Annotated in this window: 16 protein-coding genes, 3 tRNA genes and 3 rRNA genes; 7 read left to right on the forward strand and 15 right to left on the reverse strand. The window is 50.0% G+C overall.

What is annotated here, in order from left to right:
* Window positions 1-92 precede the first annotated feature (92 nt).
* Window positions 93-1,439: a prephenate-dependent tRNA uridine(34) hydroxylase TrhP gene (trhP, locus tag FCN78_RS10290; RefSeq protein ID WP_077659378.1), complete on the forward strand. Its 1,347-nt coding sequence runs from the start codon at window positions 93-95 to the stop codon at window positions 1,437-1,439.
* 1 nt (window position 1,440) lies between these two features.
* A complete protein-coding gene (locus FCN78_RS10295) occupies window positions 1,441-1,695 on the forward strand; it encodes a YfhL family 4Fe-4S dicluster ferredoxin (protein WP_077659379.1) in 255 nt (84 codons plus the stop codon).
* Window positions 1,696-2,083: 388 nt separating this feature from the next.
* Here the strand turns inward: FCN78_RS10295 and FCN78_RS10300 are convergent.
* The 10 genes from FCN78_RS10300 to FCN78_RS10345 all read right to left on the reverse strand — a co-directional run bounded on the left by FCN78_RS10300 (window position 2,084) and on the right by FCN78_RS10345 (window position 11,149).
* Window positions 2,084-2,160, reverse strand: a tRNA-Asp gene (locus tag FCN78_RS10300).
* Between the two features lie 160 nt (window positions 2,161-2,320).
* Window positions 2,321-2,436, reverse strand: a 5S ribosomal RNA gene (gene rrf / locus FCN78_RS10305).
* A 116-nt stretch (window positions 2,437-2,552) separates the two neighbouring features.
* Window positions 2,553-5,439, reverse strand: a 23S ribosomal RNA gene (locus FCN78_RS10310).
* Between the two features lie 318 nt (window positions 5,440-5,757).
* Window positions 5,758-5,833 (reverse strand) — tRNA-Ala (locus tag FCN78_RS10315).
* A 108-nt stretch (window positions 5,834-5,941) separates the two neighbouring features.
* Window positions 5,942-6,018: transfer RNA gene (locus FCN78_RS10320), tRNA-Ile, on the reverse strand.
* A 91-nt stretch (window positions 6,019-6,109) separates the two neighbouring features.
* Window positions 6,110-7,678: ribosomal RNA gene (locus FCN78_RS10325) — 16S ribosomal RNA — on the reverse strand.
* The 16S, 23S and 5S rRNA genes sit together here with 3 tRNA genes alongside, the layout of an rRNA operon.
* Window positions 7,679-8,082: 404 nt before the next feature.
* The gene (locus FCN78_RS10330; protein WP_077659724.1) at window positions 8,083-8,505 is read right to left on the reverse strand and encodes a type IV pilus modification PilV family protein; all 423 of its coding nucleotides are present in this window, start codon (window positions 8,503-8,505) and stop codon (window positions 8,083-8,085) included.
* Between the two features lie 4 nt (window positions 8,506-8,509).
* Window positions 8,510-9,886 carry a hypothetical protein gene (locus FCN78_RS10335; protein ID WP_077659723.1) on the reverse strand — a complete coding sequence of 459 codons (1,377 nt, stop codon included), beginning with the start codon at window positions 9,884-9,886 and terminating at the stop codon, window positions 8,510-8,512.
* Window positions 9,886-10,566 (reverse strand): PilW family protein, encoded by a 681-nt coding sequence (locus tag FCN78_RS10340; RefSeq protein WP_077659722.1) that lies wholly within the window; start codon window positions 10,564-10,566, stop codon window positions 9,886-9,888. Before FCN78_RS10340 ends, FCN78_RS10335 begins: the two co-directional genes overlap by 1 nt.
* Window positions 10,553-11,149 carry a pilus assembly FimT family protein gene (locus FCN78_RS10345; RefSeq protein ID WP_077659721.1) on the reverse strand — a complete coding sequence of 199 codons (597 nt, stop codon included), beginning with the start codon at window positions 11,147-11,149 and terminating at the stop codon, window positions 10,553-10,555. Before FCN78_RS10345 ends, FCN78_RS10340 begins: the two co-directional genes overlap by 14 nt.
* 99 nt (window positions 11,150-11,248) lie before the next feature.
* On the opposite strand from FCN78_RS10345, the gene FCN78_RS16145 reads away from it, so the two are divergent.
* Entirely contained in the window at window positions 11,249-11,731 is a 483-nt protein-coding gene (locus tag FCN78_RS16145; protein ID WP_077609009.1) for a type IV pilin protein, read from the forward strand.
* 67 nt (window positions 11,732-11,798) lie between these two features.
* On the opposite strand, the gene dnaJ is transcribed toward FCN78_RS16145, so the two are convergent.
* The 3 genes from dnaJ to grpE all read right to left on the reverse strand — a co-directional run bounded on the left by dnaJ (window position 11,799) and on the right by grpE (window position 15,826).
* Window positions 11,799-12,947 carry a molecular chaperone DnaJ gene (gene dnaJ, locus FCN78_RS10355; protein ID WP_077659720.1) on the reverse strand — a complete coding sequence of 383 codons (1,149 nt, stop codon included), beginning with the start codon at window positions 12,945-12,947 and terminating at the stop codon, window positions 11,799-11,801.
* Window positions 12,948-13,066: 119 nt separating this feature from the next.
* Window positions 13,067-14,989 carry a molecular chaperone DnaK gene (gene dnaK / locus FCN78_RS10360; protein WP_069362799.1) on the reverse strand — a complete coding sequence of 641 codons (1,923 nt, stop codon included), beginning with the start codon at window positions 14,987-14,989 and terminating at the stop codon, window positions 13,067-13,069.
* Between the two features lie 192 nt (window positions 14,990-15,181).
* Window positions 15,182-15,826, reverse strand: a complete 645-nt coding sequence (gene grpE / locus FCN78_RS10365; protein WP_077459237.1) for a nucleotide exchange factor GrpE — start codon at window positions 15,824-15,826, stop codon at window positions 15,182-15,184.
* Window positions 15,827-15,999: 173 nt separating this feature from the next.
* Between grpE and nadK the strand changes: the two genes are divergently transcribed.
* From nadK to bamE, 3 genes are all read left to right on the forward strand, one after another.
* Window positions 16,000-16,881, forward strand: a complete 882-nt coding sequence (nadK, locus tag FCN78_RS10370) for an NAD(+) kinase (RefSeq protein ID WP_077459236.1) — start codon at window positions 16,000-16,002, stop codon at window positions 16,879-16,881.
* 182 nt (window positions 16,882-17,063) lie between these two features.
* Window positions 17,064-18,731, forward strand: a complete 1,668-nt coding sequence (gene recN / locus FCN78_RS10375) for a DNA repair protein RecN (RefSeq protein ID WP_077659719.1) — start codon at window positions 17,064-17,066, stop codon at window positions 18,729-18,731.
* Between the two features lie 248 nt (window positions 18,732-18,979).
* A complete protein-coding gene (gene bamE, locus FCN78_RS10380; protein ID WP_046075182.1) occupies window positions 18,980-19,336 on the forward strand; it encodes an outer membrane protein assembly factor BamE in 357 nt (118 codons plus the stop codon).
* A gap of 82 nt (window positions 19,337-19,418) precedes the next feature.
* On the opposite strand, the gene FCN78_RS10385 is transcribed toward bamE, so the two are convergent.
* Window positions 19,419-19,769 (reverse strand): RnfH family protein, encoded by a 351-nt coding sequence (locus FCN78_RS10385; RefSeq protein ID WP_069362795.1) that lies wholly within the window; start codon window positions 19,767-19,769, stop codon window positions 19,419-19,421.
* Window positions 19,762-20,193, reverse strand: a complete 432-nt coding sequence (locus FCN78_RS10390; protein WP_069362794.1) for an SRPBCC family protein — start codon at window positions 20,191-20,193, stop codon at window positions 19,762-19,764. The genes FCN78_RS10385 and FCN78_RS10390 overlap by 8 nt, the downstream gene beginning before the upstream one ends.
* A 155-nt stretch (window positions 20,194-20,348) precedes the next feature.
* On the opposite strand from FCN78_RS10390, the gene smpB reads away from it, so the two are divergent.
* Window positions 20,349-20,834, forward strand: a complete 486-nt coding sequence (gene smpB, locus FCN78_RS10395) for an SsrA-binding protein SmpB (protein WP_069362793.1) — start codon at window positions 20,349-20,351, stop codon at window positions 20,832-20,834.
* Window positions 20,835-20,873: the final 39 nt, after the last annotated feature.

Here is a 20,873-nt window from a genome sequence, read left to right on the forward strand (position 1 = left end):
TGGTAGTGTGGGCAATGTCACAGTAAAATGGCGCCCACACTCACCTTCAACGTGAAGGTGCCTGACTTATACTCAGACTCAAGCTTGGAATTATGTTTACGCCAGAATTACTCTCTCCCGCCGGTAGCCTAAAGAATATGCGCTATGCGTTCGCCTACGGGGCCGACGCCGTGTATGCCGGTCAGCCACGCTACAGCCTGCGTGTGCGCAACAATGAATTCAACCACGAGAACCTGAAAATCGGCATCGATGAAGCCCACGCACAGGGTAAGAAATTCTACGTGGTTTGTAATATTCAGCCGCACAACGCCAAGCTCAAAACCTTTATTCGCGATCTCAAGCCGATTATCGATATGGGCCCTGATGCGCTGATCATGTCGGATCCTGGCTTGATTATGATGGTGCGTGAGCACTTCCCTGATATGGCAATCCACCTTTCCGTGCAAGCCAACGCGATTAACTGGGCGACCGTCAAATTTTGGCAGCAGCAAGGGGTTGAGCGTGTGATCTTATCGCGTGAACTATCACTGGAAGAGATCGAAGACATCCGCCAACACTGCCCCGATATGGAGCTTGAAGTGTTTGTTCACGGCGCGCTATGCATGGCGTATTCTGGTCGTTGTTTGCTGTCAGGCTATATTAATAAGCGCGATCCAAACCAAGGTACCTGCACCAATGCCTGCCGTTGGGACTACAAAGTTCATAAAGGCAAAGAAGACGACGCAGGCCAAGTCGTACAAGTTCAAGAAGTGACCCCAACCCTGGGTAAAGGCGAGCCGGTTGATGATGTGGTATTGCTCGAAGAAGGCGGACGCCCAGGTGAGTTGATGGCCGCGTACGAAGATGAGCACGGCACCTACATCATGAACTCAAAAGACTTGCGCGCCATTCAGCACGTTGAGCGCTTGACCCAAATGGGCGTGCACTCGCTAAAAATCGAAGGTCGCACTAAGTCTTTCTATTACTGCGCACGCACAGCACAGGTGTATCGCCAAGCAATTGATGATGCCGTGGCCGGTAAACCGTTCGATGAGAGCCTGATGAATACCCTCGAGAACCTTGCACATCGGGGCTATACTGAAGGCTTTTTGCGTCGTCATACCCACGATAGCTACCAAAACTATGACTACGGCTATTCAATTTCTGAACAGCAGCAATTTGTCGGCGAATTCACTGGCAAGCGCCGTGGCGATCTGGCTGAAGTGGAAGTGAAAAACAAATTTATGCTCGGTGACAGCCTTGAGCTGATGACGCCACGCGGCAATGTGCATTTCACCTTAGAGGCGATGGAAAACCGAAAATCAGAAGCGATCGACGATGCCAAAGGCAGCGGCCATTTCGTGTTTATTCCCGTGCCCGCTGATATGGATCTAGAGTACGCGCTACTGATGCGTAACCTACAATCAGGCCAGGATACGCGTAACCCATCGGGTAAGTAATATGGCACTACTCATCACCGATAAATGCATAAACTGCGATATGTGTGAACCCGAGTGTCCCAACGGGGCCATCTCTATGGGTTCCGAGATCTTTAAGATCGAGCCTGATTTATGCACCGAGTGTAAAGGCCATTACGACAAACCAACGTGTCAGTCGGTCTGCCCGATCTCCAAGTGCATTATCACCGACCCTGATAATGTCGAGACTGAGGATCAGCTCCTAGAAAAATTTGTGGTCATCCAAGGGATGGCCTAAACCACTAAAAGTGCCACAAGGCGCTTTTTTTATGTCTTTTATTCTCCAGCAATAACCCTAAACACTATAGGGGCGCTTTAAACGCGAAAAACCCCAGCTTTTCAGCTAGGGTTTCTAATCTAAATAGTGGCGGAGTGGACGGGAGTCAACGCGCACTGCAAGGCGGGGCTGGCCATCCAGCCGCGACCAAGACGTCAGGCTTAGGGGAGCTTAAACGAAAAAAACCCCAGCCTTTCAGCTAGGGTTTCCAATCTAAATAGTGGCGGAGTGGACGGGAGTCAACGCGCACTGCAAGGCGGGGCTGGCCATCCAGCCGCGACCAAGACGTCAGGCTTAGGGGAGCTTAAACGAAAAAAACCCCAGCCTTTCAGCTAGGGCTTCTAAGTAGTGGCGGAGTGGACGGGACTCGAACCCGCGACCCCCGGCGTGACAGGCCGGTATTCTAACCAACTGAACTACCACTCCGCACCAATTCTGTCTCATCAAAGTCTTACATATCATTGCTTTGATAATTAAATTGCGAACTATGCGCAGGGAGTTTTGAAGCGAGACGCGCAGTGTATGCCAATACATGAGCATCGCAGCTATCAAAAATCACAAGCAGTAGGCGCAATTTATAATCAAAGCTTGGCAATGTCCTACTCTCACATGGGGAGACCCCACACTACCATCGGCGCTGCTTCGTTTCACTACTGAGTTCGGCATGGAGTCAGGTGGGTCCAAAGCGCTATGGTCGCCAAGCAAAATTTGGGGTGTCTTTACTTTTCAGTCAAAACACCTAATCTAGAAAGCTGTTCGTTCTCGCCACAATCAACTGGCTTTATTTTGAGTCCAACCCAAAACCGCTTGGGTGTTGTATGGTTAAGCCTCACGGGCCATTAGTACAGGTTAGCTCAACGCCTCACAGCGCTTACACACCCTGCCTATCAACGTCGTAGTCTACGACAACCCTTTAGAGAGCTCGAAGCTCTAGGGATGACTCATCTCGGGGCCAGCTTCGCGCTTAGATGCTTTCAGCGCTTATCTGTGCCGAACTTAGCTACCGGGCAATGCGTCTGGCGACACAACCCGAACACCAGCGGTTCGTCCACTCCGGTCCTCTCGTACTAGGAGCAGCTCCCCTCAATCATCCAACGCCCACGGCAGATAGGGACCGAACTGTCTCACGACGTTCTAAACCCAGCTCGCGTACCACTTTAAATGGCGAACAGCCATACCCTTGGGACCGACTTCAGCCCCAGGATGTGATGAGCCGACATCGAGGTGCCAAACACCGCCGTCGATATGAACTCTTGGGCGGTATCAGCCTGTTATCCCCGGAGTACCTTTTATCCGTTGAGCGATGGCCCTTCCATTCAGAACCACCGGATCACTATGACCTACTTTCGTACCTGCTCGAGCCGTCACTCTCGCAGTTAAGCGGGCTTATGCCATTGCACTAACCTCACGATGTCCGACCGTGATTAGCCCACCTTCGTGCTCCTCCGTTACTCTTTGGGAGGAGACCGCCCCAGTCAAACTACCCACCAGGCACTGTCCTCACCCCAGATAATGGGGCTAAGTTAGAACATCAAACATACAAGGGTGGTATTTCAAGGATGGCTCCACAGCAACTGGCGTCGCCGCTTCAAAGCCTCCCACCTATCCTACACATGTAGGCTCAATGTTCAGTGCCAAGCTGTAGTAAAGGTTCACGGGGTCTTTCCGTCTAGCCGCGGGTACACAGCATCTTCACTGCGATTTCAATTTCACTGAGTCTCGGGTGGAGACAGCGTGGCCATCATTACGCCATTCGTGCAGGTCGGAACTTACCCGACAAGGAATTTCGCTACCTTAGGACCGTTATAGTTACGGCCGCCGTTTACCGGGGCTTCAATCAATGGCTTCTCTTGCGATAACCACATCAATTAACCTTCCGGCACCGGGCAGGCGTCACACCGTATACGTCATCTTTCGATTTTGCACAGTGCTGTGTTTTTAATAAACAGTTGCAGCCACCTGGTATCTGCGACTGCCCATAGCTCCATCCGCTAGGGACTTCACCGCGGGCAGCGTACCTTCTCCCGAAGTTACGGTACCATTTTGCCTAGTTCCTTCACCCGAGTTCTCTCAAGCGCCTTGGTATTCTCTACCCGACCACCTGTGTCGGTTTGGAGTACGGTTGCTACTTACCTGAAGCTTAGAGGCTTTTCCCGGAAGCATGGCATCAATGACTTCACCACCTTGGTGGCTCGACATCGTGTCTCGGCCTTGATTTCCCGGATTTGCCTAAGAAATCAGCCTACGCACTTGAACCTGGACAACCATCGCCAGGCCCACCTAGCCTTCTCCGTCCCCCCATCGCAGTAAGCAGCAGTACGGGAATATTAACCCGTTTCCCATCGACTACGCCTTTCGGCCTCGCCTTAGGGGCCGACTTACCCTGCCCCGATTAACGTTGGACAGGAACCCTTGGTCTTCCGGCGAGGAGGTTTTTCACCCCCTTTATCGTTACTCATGTCAGCATTCGCACTTGTGATACCTCCAGCATGCCTCTCAGCACACCTTCAACAGCTTACACAACGCTCCCCTACCCAATATCCATAAGGACATTGCCGCAGCTTCGGTGTATCGCTTAGCCCCGTTACATCTTCCGCGCAGGCCGACTCGACCAGTGAGCTATTACGCTTTCTTTAAATGATGGCTGCTTCTAAGCCAACATCCTGGCTGTCTGAGCCTTCCCACATCGTTTCCCACTTAGCGATAACTTGGGGACCTTAGCTGGCGGTCTGGGTTGTTTCCCTCTCCACGACGGACGTTAGCACCCGCCGTGTGTCTCCCGGATAGCACTTACTGGTATTCGGAGTTTGCAAAGGGTTGGTAAGTCGGGATGACCCCCTAGCCTTAACAGTGCTCTACCCCCAGTAGTATTCGTCCGAGGCGCTACCTAAATAGCTTTCGGGGAGAACCAGCTATCTCCGAGTTTGATTGGCCTTTCACCCCTAGCCACAGGTCATCTCCTAACTTTTCAACGTTAGTGAGTTCGGTCCTCCAGTTGATGTTACTCAACCTTCAACCTGCCCATGGCTAGATCACTCGGTTTCGGGTCTAATGCAAGCAACTGTCGCCCAGTTAAGACTCGGTTTCCCTACGGCTCCCCTATGCGGTTAACCTAGCTACTTACATTAAGTCGCTGACCCATTATACAAAAGGTACGCGGTCACCCCATAAAAGAGGCTCCCACTGCTTGTACGTAGACGGTTTCAGGTTCTATTTCACTCCCCTCACAGGGGTTCTTTTCGCCTTTCCCTCACGGTACTGGTTCACTATCGGTCAGTCAGGAGTATTTAGCCTTGGAGGATGGTCCCCCCCTATTCAGACAAGATATCACGTGTCCCGTCTTACTCGTTTTCACGCCTAAGGCGCCGTCGGTTACGGGGCTATCACCCTTTATTGCCAGGTTTTCCAACCTGTTCACCTAACGCCTAAGCCGCTTAAGGGCTGCTCCGGGGTCGCTCGCCGCTACTGCCGGAATCTCAATTGATTTCTTTTCCTTCGGGTACTTAGATGTTTCAGTTCCCCGAGTTCGCCTCTTAGCGCTATGGATTCACGCTAAGATACCTGCTTATGCAGGTGGGTTTCCCCATTCGGACATCGATGGCTCAAATGCTTCTTACCAGCTCACCATCGCTTTTCGCAGGTTAGTACGTCCTTCATCGCCTCTGACTGCCAAGGCATCCACCGTCTACGCTTAGTCACTTAACCATACAACCCCAAGAGGTTTTATTTACGTCGAGACTGTCTTAAAAAGAAATCTGCGTCGCAAAACCACTCAGTGTTGAATCATCAACCAATTAAGGTTTTGTTTTTGCCGGACTCAAAATAGAGACTTTGCTTATCAAATAAGACAAAGCCCAAGCACACTTGATTGTGTGAGTGACATTTCTGTCACTGATTGAGAACTTTACTGTCATTCTTTAAGAATGACTTGTCAGCTTTCCAGATTGTTAAAGAGCATGTGAATCCATCAATACGATAAACCACTTTTTAAAGACACTTATCATCATAAATGCGCTTAAAAAGTGGTGGAGCTAAGCAGGATCGAACTGCTGACCTCCTGCGTGCAAGGCAGGCGCTCTCCCAGCTGAGCTATAGCCCCATCATGAACCCCTTAGATGCTGGTACCAATTTCTTTTGAGGCAAGGCAGTGTATTTCGACGTTTAGTTCGCTAAACGAGGAATGCACTAACGCAGTATCAGAAGAAATTGGTGGGTCTGAGTGGACTTGAACCACCGACCTCACCCTTATCAGGGGTGCGCTCTAACCAGCTGAGCTACAGACCCATCTAAGGTACGAGCCTTTTACTAAGGCATTCGTATCTCTTTGACTTTCAACCTATACAATCTGTGTGAACACTCGCAACAATAGCGTCAGTAAGGAGGTGATCCAGCCCCAGGTTCCCCTAGGGCTACCTTGTTACGACTTCACCCCAGTCATGAACCACACCGTGGTAAACGCCCTCCCGAAGGTTAAGCTATCTACTTCTGGTGCAGCCCACTCCCATGGTGTGACGGGCGGTGTGTACAAGGCCCGGGAACGTATTCACCGTGGCATTCTGATCCACGATTACTAGCGATTCCGACTTCATGGAGTCGAGTTGCAGACTCCAATCCGGACTACGACAGACTTTAAGGGATTCGCTCCACTTCGCAGCTTCGCTGCCCTCTGTATCTGCCATTGTAGCACGTGTGTAGCCCTACTCGTAAGGGCCATGATGACTTGACGTCGTCCCCACCTTCCTCCGGTTTATCACCGGCAGTCTCCCTGGAGTTCCCACCATTACGTGCTGGCAAACAAGGATAAGGGTTGCGCTCGTTGCGGGACTTAACCCAACATTTCACAACACGAGCTGACGACAGCCATGCAGCACCTGTCTCAGAGTTCCCGAAGGCACCAATCCATCTCTGGAAAGTTCTCTGGATGTCAAGAGTAGGTAAGGTTCTTCGCGTTGCATCGAATTAAACCACATGCTCCACCGCTTGTGCGGGCCCCCGTCAATTCATTTGAGTTTTAACCTTGCGGCCGTACTCCCCAGGCGGTCTACTTAATGCGTTAGCGCCGAAAGCCAAAGTCTAAACCTCAACCTCCAAGTAGACAGCGTTTACGGCGTGGACTACCAGGGTATCTAATCCTGTTTGCTACCCACGCTTTCGCATCTGAGCGTCAGTCTTTGTCCAGGGGGCCGCCTTCGCCACTGGTATTCCTTCAGATCTCTACGCATTTCACCGCTACACCTGAAATTCTACCCCCCTCTACAAGACTCTAGCCTGCCAGTTTCAAATGCGGTTCCGAGGTTGAGCCCCGGGCTTTCACATCTGACTTAACAAACCGCCTGCATGCGCTTTACGCCCAGTAATTCCGATTAACGCTCGCACCCTCCGTATTACCGCGGCTGCTGGCACGGAGTTAGCCGGTGCTTCTTCTGCAGCTAACGTCAAGCCATGCACTTATTAAGTACACCACCTTCCTCACTGCTGAAAGTGCTTTACAACCCGAAGGCCTTCTTCACACACGCGGCATGGCTGCATCAGGGTCTCCCCCATTGTGCAATATTCCCCACTGCTGCCTCCCGTAGGAGTCTGGGCCGTGTCTCAGTCCCAGTGTGGCTGATCATCCTCTCAAACCAGCTAAGGATCGTCGCCTTGGTAAGCCATTACCTTACCAACTAGCTAATCCTAACTGGGCCCATCCCAACGCGATAGCTTACATGTAGAGGCCACCTTTGGTCCCAGCTCGTAATGAACTAAGACATTATGCGGTATTAGCCGTCGTTTCCAACGGTTATCCCCCGCGTCAGGGCAGGTTCCCAGCCGTTACTCACCCGTCCGCCGCTCGACGTCCAGCAAATCCACCGAAGCTTCAATGCTGCCGTTTCCGCTCGACTTGCATGTGTTAGGCCTGCCGCCAGCGTTCAATCTGAGCCATGATCAAACTCTTCAATTTAAGTTTGGTGTTTCCGTAGAAACTGCTCAATGAATACTGATTACTGTTTATCTCCGAAGAGACAAACGAATTGACTGTGCCGAACAACTGTAAAAGTTGTCGTTTGGTCACTCAGTTCATCGAATAAATCTTTTTGTCTATTCTTAACGAGTGCCCACACAGATTGCATAGGTCAAATTGTTAAAGAGCGCCGCTCAAAGTTGAGCGGGAGTGGCATTTTACGCCACTTTAGCAATGAGTCAAGCGTTTTGTTTGCTTGGCTGTTTTGCCGTTGTTAGCGCGGTTTGCCGTGCCAACGAGAAGCGCATTATAGAGAGGTGATTTTTTGACGCAAGGGGTTTTTAAGAAAAACTTTCTAGGCGAACAAAAAGCATACAAAAAAGGTGAATTGACGGGGTTTCAGCTTAACCATGACGATGGATAGAGGCGGTAAAATAAAAGATTAGTGACTGAGACACCCCCCGACTATCTTTCCAACTTACGATGACTTCCAACTGTTTAGCATAAGGGCCTGTCTCCCCCATCAAGGTTTTTGTGGTTTCCGCTTTTAGTTGGTAAGGCGTCTCTTTGGTTTCAATCAAGCAACCAGCAATATTTGAAAGCTGAACCTTTTCTCCATTCTTTGCTGAGCAAGGTGTATCGGTGTTGATGCGCTGCCAAAGGGCGAGTTGATCATTGGCAATATGCATGGCCCCTTCGGCGAGCTTGGCATTATATTGCCGAGCTTCAATCTCTGCGGTGAGACTATACAGGCCTAACCCCGTGACAGAGACCAGCACGAGCGCGATCATTATCTCTAAGAATGAAAACCCAGATTGAGACTTCATCGCCTTACCCTCCACTGGGTGGTGTTAGGTTGTAATAGCTATTGGGTAAGGGCCTTAGCTGCCCGAGCCCCTGAAAACTAGCACGCTTATTACCATCATCATAATTAGCAACCAACGAGCCATTAATGACGGTATTGCCATCAGGCACATCGCTGATAAATGCACCCTCAGTTCTAAAACTGCCATCAAACCAGAAGGGGACACGGCTTGCCTGCTGCGGTTTTTTCACATTGGCAGTGATATTCTGGCAAAGCTCGCGAATCGTCGCATCACGGTGCGTGCATGACAACTGCCCACTCTGAGAGCTATCCATACCCCATTGCCTCGCATACTCATTCGCTTTCATCGTGGGATTAAATTGATAGATGACACCATTGAATGGGTTCATCGCACCACGAAGCGCCATAATGCCATCTTGCACAACCAATAGGATGGGCGGGCTGCTCGGCAAACTATTTTCCCCTCCACGGCTTAAATCACAAGGCCCATCAACCCAGACTTTAACGTTAGGTTGTCCGCTCCCTTGCTCCATCGCATTGTAGATCGTTTCATAGCATTTCGATGTATCGCCATGCGTGTTAACGACAGTTCCGCCTTTTTCCTCAAACTGCTTTTTGGCAAGCCGCCACTGTGAACGCGGGACACCAAAAAAGTCCTGGAAAAGGTCCATGTCCTTCACATTGGTTTGTACATCTTTTTTCAGCAGCGTCTCTGCCTCATCGCGGCTATCCGCAACTTCGCCATACTCGACTTTAGTTTTATACTCATCTGCACATCCTTTACCCTCTCCTAAGTAGACGGTAAATGTATTTTCGCTTTTGTGACTCCCCTGATTACTTTTATCTGGTTGATCTGGCTTTTTGGGGCTTATCGTTACATCACCGCCGGCAATAATGGACTGACATTCATAGCTATCATCGTCACGTTTTTTGCCCTTCGCCGGCCGCCACTCATACCCACCGTAAAATAACGCCGACCCTGATGTGACAAACGCCGCCGCGCGACCGCCTCCTGCACCTTGCAAGGTGACTCCAACCTCCTGCTGATGTGAATGACTACTTAGCCGCCACAACGAGGGATTGTTTGCCCAAGGCGCTAGCTCTAATCGACTTCCAGCCACACCTTGGCACTCTGATAGTTGAGCCATCCCTTTGACCGTCTCACCGGATGAGAGGTCGAGGCCCTCTTGATATATTTTCGCCACCGCACAATCTAACCCCGCCCAAGCTCGTGAGAGATACTCTTGCGTTTTAATTCGTGCCTGCGCTTGCTGGATATCATTGATCGCACGTCGACTCACGCCAAGCACCATCAACAGTGCTATCATAGCAACACTGGCCACCACAACGAGCGTTGCAATACCGGTCTGTGTCTTTCTCATCACTGCCTCATTGTGTTACGTAAAACTAGGGTGCGAGATAAGCTTTCTTGCGTGTGTGGGGCTTCTTTTAACGCGGCAGATAAGGTAATGATTAGGGCTGTGACTACGCGATCATTAGACGTGCTCACTTCTTCGCGCTCAAAAGTCAGATTATCAATCACAATATTGCGCGAAGAAATATCTCGCCAATAACCGAATTTGCACCTCCAGTTGTCTGTATCGTCGTGGTTCTCGTAGATTTCTACAGCCTGATTATCAGCATCGAACCGAAAGCCCTTCACATCCTCTCTTCCTGCATCCAACTGAGGAGTGACCCCCGTCTGTTGGTAGGCAAAACGAATACATTGCCCCTGAGTGATATTGTCGGCGTCGTCGATGCCGTCAGTGCCATCGGTATCGTCGGTACCGCCAATGTTCTCAATCAGCACTAGATGCTTATCTACTTGAAACGCCGTGGTCTCCCCACACTGATAACACAATCCAGCTCGACGAATATCAGACTCCATCATGGTCAGTAAGCGACTTAGCTCAAGGGATAAGCTAGTCTTCGCATCAAGGCGGGTTTGGGTCACACTCGCGGACGTCATCATCGACAATGCCGCCAACATGACCATTAGGCTAACCGATAAACCGATAAGCAGTTCGAGCAAGCCATACCCCAACTGATTAACTGCTCGCATCGTTTTCGCCCTCAGTGTGACACATCGTGTTGTCCTTATTTTTTTTACAATGGCTGAAACCTAGGTACTGACGAACTTGCACTACATAGTCTGGCTGTTGGCGCTTCTTAGCCATTAATCCAAGTGTGAGGTTGAGGTTCGGCCGCTGGGTTCGAAAGTCAATCGTAAATAAATCGCCGTCTGGCTGTAATTGCCACTCTTCTTTAACTTGTTTTTTTAGTGTGACCTGTTTATCTAGCCTCACCATCAAGGCTTGCGTTTGATGGCAGGCGTGAGTCGATGGCTGTTGGGCTGATGCTCGGACTGTGGAAGATACTTTTGCTTTGGCAACAATGCAGTCAATCCCACCCTCACTCACTAAGCTAACAACATACGATCGACTTTCTTCGACAGCTCGGCTTTGTGCCAACTGAAACAAACTAGAGAGTGCCGCACTCTCATTGGCAATTAACGTCGCTTGGTGCGCTTTTTGAAAGTTGGGAAACGCAATACTGCATGTAACCGCCAGGACAGCAAGCGCAATCAGTGACTCTATTAAAGTAAAGCCATGATAACGTCGTTTTTGATGAGAGATAAAACGCATACTGCCTCCCAGGATCTTCGCCTGCTGATTGCGCTCAGATTACCACTCTCATAACCTCTGTATGCGTTTGGTGATTGAGTCTTCGAGAGGCCCGTAGAAATGCGTTTATCTTTTTGTCGCTATTTACAACATGGGGTGACATTGATCGAAATGATGCTCGTCTTGGCTATCATCGCCACACTTGCAGGGGTAGTCATACCCAGCTATACGGAGTACCAACAACGACAGACACGGCACGCAGCGACGCGACACTTAATTCAGTTACAAGCCTGGGTAGAGCAGCAGTTCATTACGACAAAACACTATCCTTCGGTATCAGATGCAACCGACTTAGAAGCAAAAGCACTCTGTGCCGATTGCCAGTTATCGCCTGATTATCGATTCGAAATTCAAAGTGGGGAGGCTACCTATAAGATCCTTGCTCACCCTCGAGCTAATCACTCACAAACCGATGATCCCTGCGCAACCTTAGTGCTCTATGCTAATGGACTAATAACCTCTACCTCATCCAACGCATCCTGCCCCTTACCCCAAGATCGTGCAAAAAGTGGGGTTCTTCAGACATTAAAACGGCCAGCATAGAGCTGGCCGCTGATTCTTTCAGTACGCTCTGACTCGCCGTCGAGCGTAGCGGGAGAAACTCAGTCGTTTATCCGGTTAAATCGTCAAAGAATTTCTTAACACCGTCAAAGAAACCTTCTGATTTTGGCTTGTGCTTTTTCGCCTCAGCGCCACTAAACGACTCTTCCAGCTCCTGAAGCAGCTCTTTCTGCCGGCTACTCAAATTAACTGGAGTCTCAACCACCATTTTGCAGATGAGATCGCCAACACCGCCGCCACGAACAGACTGCACACCTTTACCGCGCATGCGGAACATGCGACCCGTTTGTGTTTCTGCTGGGACTTTTAAGCTAACACGACCATCTAAGGTAGGGACTTCAACCTCACCCCCGAGTGCTGCCATGGTGAAGCTCACTGGTACTTCGCAGTAGAGGTTGTTGCCATCACGGGTAAAAATATGATGTTCGCGGATGTGCACTTGAACATACAAGTCACCCGCCGGGGCACCGTTTTCACCCGCTTCACCTTCTCCGGATAAGCGAATGCGATCACCCGTATCAACCCCCGCAGGGATTTTTACATTCAAGTGCTTGGTTTCTTTTACGCGACCTTGGCCGTGGCAACTGTTACAAGGATCTTTGATAATGGTCCCGCTGCCATGACACGTTGGACATGCTTGTTGAACCGCAAAGAAACCTTGGCGCATTTGCACTTGCCCAATCCCGTTACAGGTTCCACAGGTTTGTTTTTTCGAACCTGGTTTCGCCCCACTGCCATCGCAGGTTTTACACCCGACATAAGTAGGGACTTCGATCTCTTTGCTGACGCCACGGACCGCTTCTTCAAGCGTAAGCTCCATGTTGTAGCGTAAATCGGCTCCACGTTGCGCGCGTTGCTGACCACCACGACGACCTCCGCCGAATATATCGCCGAATACGTCACCAAAAATATCGCTAAAGTCAGCACCTCCACCGAAGCCACCGCCGCCGAAGCCGCCGCCTCCCATGCCGCCTTGTTCAAAGGCTGCGTGACCATATTGATCATAGGCTGCGCGTTTTTGCGGGTCGGTCAGCACTTCATAGGCCAACTTAATTTCTTTAAACTGATCGGCTGCATCTTCGCCTTTGTTGCGGTCTGGGTGATATTTCATTGCCAGCCGCTTATAGGCTTTTTTAATATCGCGCTCGCTTGCATCGCGGCTTAAGCCGAGCACTTCATACAAATCTCTTTTAGACATGGTCTGACTGCACCTGTTTACGTCAACAAAACAAAGACGTTCAATTCACTGTTTGATAAAACGACGGGCGAAGGAGATTGCTCCCCTACGCCCGTGCTTATTAACGACAGTGCTTTCGCTTATTTCTTGTCGTCGTCTTTAACTTCTTCGAACTCAGCATCGACAACATCGTCGTCTTGTTTTGCTGAATCAGCACCGGCGTCTTGCTGCGCCTGCTCATCTTGAGCTTGCTGCTGCGCGATTTCCATCAGTTTTGATGAAGCGGCAACCAGTGCTTGAACCTTCGCATCGATGTCTTCTTTGTCTTCACCGTTGCGTGCGGTTTCTAGCTCAGAAATGGCGGTTTCGATCTTCTCTTTGTCTTCGGCAGGCAGTTTGTCACCTGCTTCGTCCATTTGCTTACGCGTGCCGTGAACCAGTTGGTCAGCTTGGTTGCGCGCAGTCACTAGCTCTTCGAACTTTTTGTCCGCTTCTTTGTTAGCTTCTGCTTCTTGCACCATCTTCTCAACGTCTTCGTCACTTAGGCCGCCAGACGCTTGGATAGTGATCTTCTGCTCTTGGCCGGTTTGCTTATCAGCCGCAGACACATTCAAGATACCGTCAGCGTTCAAATCGAAGGTCACTTCGATTTGTGGCACACCGCGTGGCGCAGGCTGGATGCCCTCGAGGTTGAACTGACCCAGTGATTTGTTATGCATGGCTTGCTTACGCTCACCCTGAATCACGTGGATTGTTACCGCGCTTTGGTTGTCTTCTGCAGTTGAGAACACCTGGTTCGCCTTAGTTGGGATCGTGGTGTTTTTCTCAATCAGCTTGGTCATCACACCGCCCATGGTTTCGATACCCAGTGAAAGCGGCGTCACGTCAAGCAGCAGTACGTCTTTTACATCACCAGACAGTACGCCACCTTGTGCCGCGGCACCCATCGCAACGGCTTCGTCAGGGTTCACGTCTTTACGTGCATCCTTACCAAAGTACTCTGCCACTTTGGCCTGTACCATTGGCATACGGGTTTGACCGCCAACCAAGATAACGTCAGTGATTTCGTCAACCGATAGCTCGGCATCAGCAAGTGCTACTTTCATTGGTTCTAGTGAGCGCTGAACCAGATCTTCAACCAGAGATTCAAGCTTTGCACGAGTCACTTTGATGTTCATGTGCTTAGGACCGGTTGCGTCCGCCGTCACATACGGCAAGTTCACGTCTGTTTGCTGCGCAGAAGACAGTTCAATCTTCGCTTTCTCAGCCGCTTCTTTGACACGCTGCATCGCTAGCGGGTCTTGACGCAGGTCGATGCCTTGCTCTTTTTTGAACTCGTCAACCAAGTAGGTGATCAAGCGGTTATCGAAGTCTTCACCACCAAGGTGCGTGTCACCGTTTGTGGCCAATACTTCGAACGTTTGCTCGCCATCTACCTCATCGATTTCGATGATAGAGATATCGAAGGTACCACCACCTAGGTCATACACAGCGATTGTGCGATCGCCGCCTTTTTTGTCTAGACCATAAGCCAGTGCCGCAGCTGTTGGTTCGTTGATGATACGTTTAACTTCTAGACCTGCGATACGACCAGCATCTTTGGTTGCTTGACGCTGGGAGTCGTTAAAGTAAGCAGGGACTGTGATAACCGCGCCAGTCACTTCCTCGCCGAGGAAATCTTCAGCGGTTTTCTTCATTTTCTTCAGGACTTCAGCAGACACCTGTGGCGCAGCCATTTTTTGGCCTTTCGCCTCAACCCAAGCGTCACCGTTATCTGCCTTAACAATTTTGTAAGGCATGATGCTGATATCACGCTGCACTTCTTCATCTTCGAAGCGGCGGCCGATCAGACGCTTGATAGCAAACAGGGTGTTTTCTGGGTTTGTCACTGCCTGGCGCTTCGCAGGCTGACCGACAAGTGTTTCACCATCTTGTGTGTAAGCGATAACCGATGGTGTTGTACGATCACCCTCTGCGTTCTCAATGACGCGCGTTTTTTCACCGTCAAGTACGGCGACACATGAGTTGGTTGTACCCAAGTCAATACCAATGATTTTACCCATCTGGTGCTCTCCGAAATTCGTTCTATGGCTTTAATGCGTTACCCCTTATGTGGGGGTAACTGTGAGAGGTTCAACCCCCTCACCGCAATTTTATTTAGTGCTGCCGTTTAAATAAGGGCAGCCGAGTGCTTTTCAAGGGGAGGAAGCAAAAAAGCACCGAATTTAGTTTAGTAAGCTCTCTCCCGGGCCTAATTAGGCTTTTTCGTCAACGTTACCTTGCGGCGCTTTGGATACCATCACCATGGCTGGGCGCACAACACGGCCGTTTAGTTCATAGCCTTTTTGCATCACCATCATCACGGTGTTTGGCTCGTGCTCGGCGCTTTCTTGAATGGTCATCGCCTGATGCAATTCTGGGTCAAACGGCTGACCTTGAGGATCGATCGCTTTCAACCCAAACTTATCAATAGTGTCCATCATGGTTTTCAGCGTCAGCTCTACCCCTTCCACCATTGGTTTGATTGATTCGTCTTCCTTGTCGGCCATTTCAACCGCGCGTTCAAGGTTATCAATCACAGGTAAAAGCTCACCGGCAAATTTCTCTAGGGCGAATTTGCGCGCTTTATCCACTTCTTGCTCGGTACGACGACGCATGTTATCGACGTCCGCACGGGCACGCAGCACACCGTCTTGCTGCTCTTGCACCTTGGCTTCGCTTGCCTCGAGTGCCGCCTCAAGTTCGGTAATACGTGCAATCATGGCTGCGGTTTCCTCATCCTCAATGTCTGCACCACCACTTGCCTGTTGCTCAGCGGCCTGCTCTGTACCTTTGGCTTCAGCAGCTTGCGCATCTTTCATCGCTTCCTGCTCTTGCTTCACTTTCTGTTCTTCGCTCATGATCACTCCGACACAAATGGCATTGCCCAGCACGCCACTGGGACTATTCAACTTGATTGACGAAAGTATTATGGGGATGAATCTTTATGATTCAACCGCTCGCATAACGCAAATCACGACAATCGCTTTTTTACCGCGTTATACTGGGCACAAATAACGATGAGATCCTGATTATGTCGACAGCATTCCAGCGCATTGCCCTGATTGGCAAACCTCGTAACCCGGAAGCGGTTAACACACACATAGGCCTCTATCACTGGCTAACTGAACGCGGTTATGAGGTGTGCATTGACACACGCTTGAGCACCAATCTTGGTTTGCCCGATGCCCATTACTTGGATCTCGTGACGATAGGCCAACACGCCGACTTAGCCATTGTGATCGGTGGGGACGGCAATATGCTCGGCGCCGCACGTGTACTGTCTCGCTGCGATATCAAGGTGATCGGAGTGAACCGCGGTAACCTCGGCTTTCTCACCGATTTGGATCCCGAAGCCTTTGAACATGCGCTGGAAGCGGTATTAAGCGGTGAGTACTTGGAAGAAGACCGTTTTTTACTTGAAACCGAAATTCATCGTCACGATCAGGTAAAAAGCCACAACGCCTCATTGAATGAAGCGGTACTTCACCCCGGGCAAGTCGCGCACATGATTGAATTTGAAGTGTACATTAACGAGCAGTTTGCCTTCTCACAGCGATCGGATGGGATCATTATTTCAACGCCCACAGGCTCAACCGCATACAGCTTATCCGGCGGTGGTCCTATTTTATCTCCCAGCCTCGACGCGATTTCGCTCGTGCCTATGTTCCCGCATACATTGTCGAGCCGTCCATTGGTTGTTGATGGCAACCGCCGTATTAAATTACTGGTTTCGCCTGACAACCGCGGGACACTGGAAGTGAGCTGTGATGGCCAAGTTTCCTTGCCGGTAAACCCTGGGGACGAAGTGCACATTTACAAAAGTCCCGCCACGCTCAAACTCATTCATCCTCAAGATTATAATTATTACAACACGTTACGAAAAAAACTGGGTTGGTCTTCTAAGTTGTTTTAAGCCAGCTGTTTCTTATCTTTTACATGTATCCGATAAAAAGCAGGGCTTCCTGCTTTTTTAATGCGCAATTTTTGTGCTGTTCATCGCATTCACAACAATTCTTGCCAAACAGTATTCACTGGATCAAAAAACAGTATATACTGTATCTATACACAGTTGTTGATAGATACAGGTGTCTCTCTATGTTAGCCGATATAACCATTCAAAACTTTGCCATCGTTAAATCCTTGGAGTTGGAGTTTAGTAAAGGCATGACGGCGATCACCGGTGAAACCGGGGCGGGTAAATCTATTTCTATCGATGCGCTAGGGTTGTGCCTTGGTGATCGTGCCGATGCCAACATGGTGCGCCCGGGGGAGAAACGCGCAGAAATTTCTGCCAGCTTCACCCTTGAGCAAAACAGCGCCGCACGTCGCTGGCTGCAAGATAACGAACTGGAAGACGGTGATGATTGCATTTTAAGACGAGTGATCACCAAAGAAGGCCGCTCACGCGCCTATATCAACGGTAACCCCGTACCTGCCTCACAGCAAAAAGCGCTGGGGCAGCTATTGATAAATATCCATGGTCAACACGCGCACCAACAACTGTTACGCCCTGAACACCAAATTACGTTATTAGACCAATACGCTGGCCACCAAAGCTTGCTGGACAAAATGGCGACACGCTATCAGCGTTGGCGCCGTACTAAAAATGAGCTAAAAGCACTGATCAAGAAAAAAGACGACATCGACGCTCAGCAACAACTTTTGGAATATCAAGTCGGTGAGCTCAATGAACTCGCATTGGGTGAAGAGGAATACCAACAAATCGAAGAAGAACACAAACGCTTGTCAAACAGTGGCGATATCGCCATGACCAGTCAGGCGGTGGTGGATTTACTCAGTGATGGCGAAGAGACCAACACATTGAGCTTACTGACGGCGGCCCAGCAGCGCTTAAGTGAGCTGGCTGCACTAGATAGTCACTTCTCACCGCTCGCTGAAATGCTCGAAGAGGCGCGGATCCAAACCCAAGAGACGAGCCAAGAAGTGAGTAGCTATCTTGACCAACTCGATATGGATCCTCAACGCCTCCAGTATCTAGATCAGCGCATGAGCACTATCATGAGTTTGGCGCGTAAACATCAGGTTCAACCCGATGCATTATATGAGACGCATCAACAATTGATTCAAGAGTTGGAGAAACTGGGACATAACGATGAGGCGATTGAGCAGTTGCAAGCAGATGTGGACAGGCAGTTTGCAGATTGCCTCGACACCGCTGAGAAATTAAGCAAGAGCCGTCGTCGCTATGCCAAAGAGTTGAACAAACTGATCACGCAAAGCATGCACCAGCTGAGCATGGAACATGGTAGCTTCGAGATCCAAGTCGAAAATAAAGCGAAGACCCACCTCAGCCCACTAGGCGGAGATGCGGTGGCATTTCTTGTGTCGACGAACCCAGGTCAGCCTTTACAACCACTGGCGAAGGTTGCATCCGGCGGCGAGCTGTCTCGGATCTCGCTGGCCATTCAAGTCATCACCGCCCAAAAAGTAGAAACCCCTAGCCTGATCTTTGATGAAGTCGATGTGGGGATCAGTGGGCCAACCGCTGCGATTGTGGGCAAACTTTTACGTCAACTTGGCGATTCCACCCAAGTGATGTGTGTGACCCATCTGCCACAAGTCGCAGGCTGTGGTCATCAGCAGATGTTTGTAGCTAAAGATACTGACAAAGGCAGCACTACGACCCGTATGTATCCGCTCGACTACAAGGCAAGAATTAGTGAGCTTGCGCGATTGCTGGGTGGCAGTGAGATCACTGATCGCACCCTCGCAAACGCGGAAGATCTTCTAGTAGCCGCTTGATTCTGCCAAGTCAAAACAGCGCTGAATGTGGCATTCAGACCGAGAAAAGTGCACTAGCTTTGCTTTTCTCGGTTATTTCCTTACACACGTCGAACTTTTTCACGCTATCATCGTCGAAACGCTAGTCGTCAGCAGGTTTTTTACATATATTCCCTGCTTCATTATACTCGGGACGCATCCGTCGCAGACTACACATGGTCACCGACAGACATGATTTGCCATCAAACAAGACAGTGAAGATATTAACTATGGGTTGGACTAAAGCCGCCGTTGCCTCTCTGATGGCGATTGCCATGATGGGCTGCTCTTATGCCGAAAAGCTGGTTTATCGCGTGGATATAAACCAAGGTAATTACATTGAAGAAAAGGCCGTCGACGCCTTGAAATTTGGCATGACCAAAGAGCAGGTTAAGTTCCTTCTCGGCCCCCCAATGTTGGTGGAATCAGGTTATCCTAACACTTGGTATTTTGTGCAATGGCAACAACCTGGCCATGAGGCGCCAACACAAAAAGATCTGGTGCTTTCATTCGATGACAATAATCAACTCGTGAACATGGACGGTGATTTCGAGCCAGGTGAGCAATTTTTCGAAGCTGTTCAGTAACGACGACGCATCCGGCTCTCTGATGCCGTCATCTATTCTCCATGAAGTAAAGGCGCCGCTCGGCGCCTTTCTTTTTGGCTAGTCATGAGCGTTTGCGCTGGGTATCTACACGCCCACCAGTAACAGGATCCGCTTTTCCCTCTTGCTTCGCGCGCTCGGCGCGGCGACGGCGGATCTCTTTCGGGTCGGCCTGCAGCGGGCGGTAAATCTCAATACGATCCCCGTCGCGCACTTGCGCGTCGAGTTTCACCGGTCGGCTAAATACCCCAACCTTGTTGGCCTCAAGATCAATCTCCGGATAGGCGCTTAAGACACCTGATTGACGAATAATGTCTTCCACCGTCGAGTCTGGCTTCACCACGCAGTTGAAGATGCGCTGCTCATTAGGCAACGGGTAAACCACTTCAACATGCAGCAATGTCTCTTCACTCATAAATCTCTTTCGCTCGCTCTGTAAACGCCTTCACCATACTACTGGTTAACTCGCTGAAGATACGGCCAAAGGCCGCTTCGACCAAGCGGTTCGTGAACTCAAACTCGAGGTCGAGTTCTATCTTGCATGCGTCACTTGATAACGGCGTAAATTTCCAGCCACCACTTAAGCGTTTAAATGGCCCGTCCACCAGTGTCATATCAATACGGCTGCTATCCACCAAATAATTTTTGGTGGTAAATGTTTTCTTAATCCCTGCTTTCGCCACATCTAAAGACGCGACCATGGTGGTGTCTGTATGTTCAATAAGGCGGGTGCTCACACACCCGGGCAAGAAAGCAGGATAGGACTCAACATCGTTCACCAAGGCAAACATTTGCTCAGCACTGTACGGCACTAAAGCCGAGCGGATGATTTGCGGCATAGGGACTCCTTGCAAGTTAACCGCGAAATAATACCATCGAGACTGATTGAGACCAATGCTCACAACCCACATCGCGGATAAAGTCAGACTCTTTCTCCCACTGAGTGCGATAATCCTTTCATTCTTCGATATATCCCCTTTATAATGCGGCCACTATGGCTAAGAAAAACGCAAAGAACAAAGCAAGTAGTAACACCATTGCGCTGAATAAAAAGGCACGCTTTGAGTACTTCATTGAAGATGACTTTGAGGCGGGGCTAGAGCTGCAAGGCTGGGAGGTGAAAGCACTCCGAGCAGGTAAGGCCAATATCAGTGAAAGCTATGTGTTGCTAAAAGACGGGGAAGCCTTTTTGTTCGGGGCAACCATTACCCCGCTTAATGTCGCCTCCACGCACGTGGTGGCCGATCCGCAGCGCACCCGTAAGCTATTGCTTAAACGGCGTGAGCTTGATACCTTGCTCGGCAAGGTAAATCGAGACGGTTTCACGGTGGTGGCACTGTCTTTATACTGGAAAAAATCTTTTGCTAAACTCAAAATAGGCTTAGCGAAAGGTAAAAAATTACACGATAAGCGCGATACAGCGAAAGACAGAGACTGGCAGCGACAAAAGTCCAGGATCATGAAAAACGCAGCGCGTTAATCGTTGACGCGGTAGATCAATGTGTTAGACTCTGCCGCT

Source organism: Salinivibrio kushneri (assembly GCF_005280275.1).
In the GTDB taxonomy this organism is placed as follows: domain Bacteria; phylum Pseudomonadota; class Gammaproteobacteria; order Enterobacterales; family Vibrionaceae; genus Salinivibrio; species Salinivibrio kushneri.

Bases quoted from the DNA above. Each gene is read 5' to 3' on its own strand.
- trhP (WP_077659378.1), top strand. From the start codon at position 93: ATGTTTACGCCAGAATTACTCTCTCCCGCCGGTAGCCTAAAGAATATG.
- FCN78_RS10295 (WP_077659379.1), top strand. From the start codon at position 1,441: ATGGCACTACTCATCACCGATAAATGCATAAACTGCGATATGTGTGAA.
- FCN78_RS10330 (WP_077659724.1), bottom strand. From the start codon at position 8,505: ATGAAGTCTCAATCTGGGTTTTCATTCTTAGAGATAATGATCGCGCTC.
- FCN78_RS10335 (WP_077659723.1), bottom strand. From the start codon at position 9,886: ATGAGAAAGACACAGACCGGTATTGCAACGCTCGTTGTGGTGGCCAGT.
- FCN78_RS10340 (WP_077659722.1), bottom strand. From the start codon at position 10,566: ATGCGAGCAGTTAATCAGTTGGGGTATGGCTTGCTCGAACTGCTTATC.
- FCN78_RS10345 (WP_077659721.1), bottom strand. From the start codon at position 11,149: ATGCGTTTTATCTCTCATCAAAAACGACGTTATCATGGCTTTACTTTA.
- FCN78_RS16145 (WP_077609009.1), top strand. From the start codon at position 11,249: ATGCGTTTATCTTTTTGTCGCTATTTACAACATGGGGTGACATTGATC.
- dnaJ (WP_077659720.1), bottom strand. From the start codon at position 12,947: ATGTCTAAAAGAGATTTGTATGAAGTGCTCGGCTTAAGCCGCGATGCA.
- dnaK (WP_069362799.1), bottom strand. From the start codon at position 14,989: ATGGGTAAAATCATTGGTATTGACTTGGGTACAACCAACTCATGTGTC.
- grpE (WP_077459237.1), bottom strand. From the start codon at position 15,826: ATGAGCGAAGAACAGAAAGTGAAGCAAGAGCAGGAAGCGATGAAAGAT.
- nadK (WP_077459236.1), top strand. From the start codon at position 16,000: ATGTCGACAGCATTCCAGCGCATTGCCCTGATTGGCAAACCTCGTAAC.
- recN (WP_077659719.1), top strand. From the start codon at position 17,064: ATGTTAGCCGATATAACCATTCAAAACTTTGCCATCGTTAAATCCTTG.
- bamE (WP_046075182.1), top strand. From the start codon at position 18,980: ATGGGTTGGACTAAAGCCGCCGTTGCCTCTCTGATGGCGATTGCCATG.
- FCN78_RS10385 (WP_069362795.1), bottom strand. From the start codon at position 19,769: ATGAGTGAAGAGACATTGCTGCATGTTGAAGTGGTTTACCCGTTGCCT.
- FCN78_RS10390 (WP_069362794.1), bottom strand. From the start codon at position 20,193: ATGCCGCAAATCATCCGCTCGGCTTTAGTGCCGTACAGTGCTGAGCAA.
- smpB (WP_069362793.1), top strand. From the start codon at position 20,349: ATGGCTAAGAAAAACGCAAAGAACAAAGCAAGTAGTAACACCATTGCG.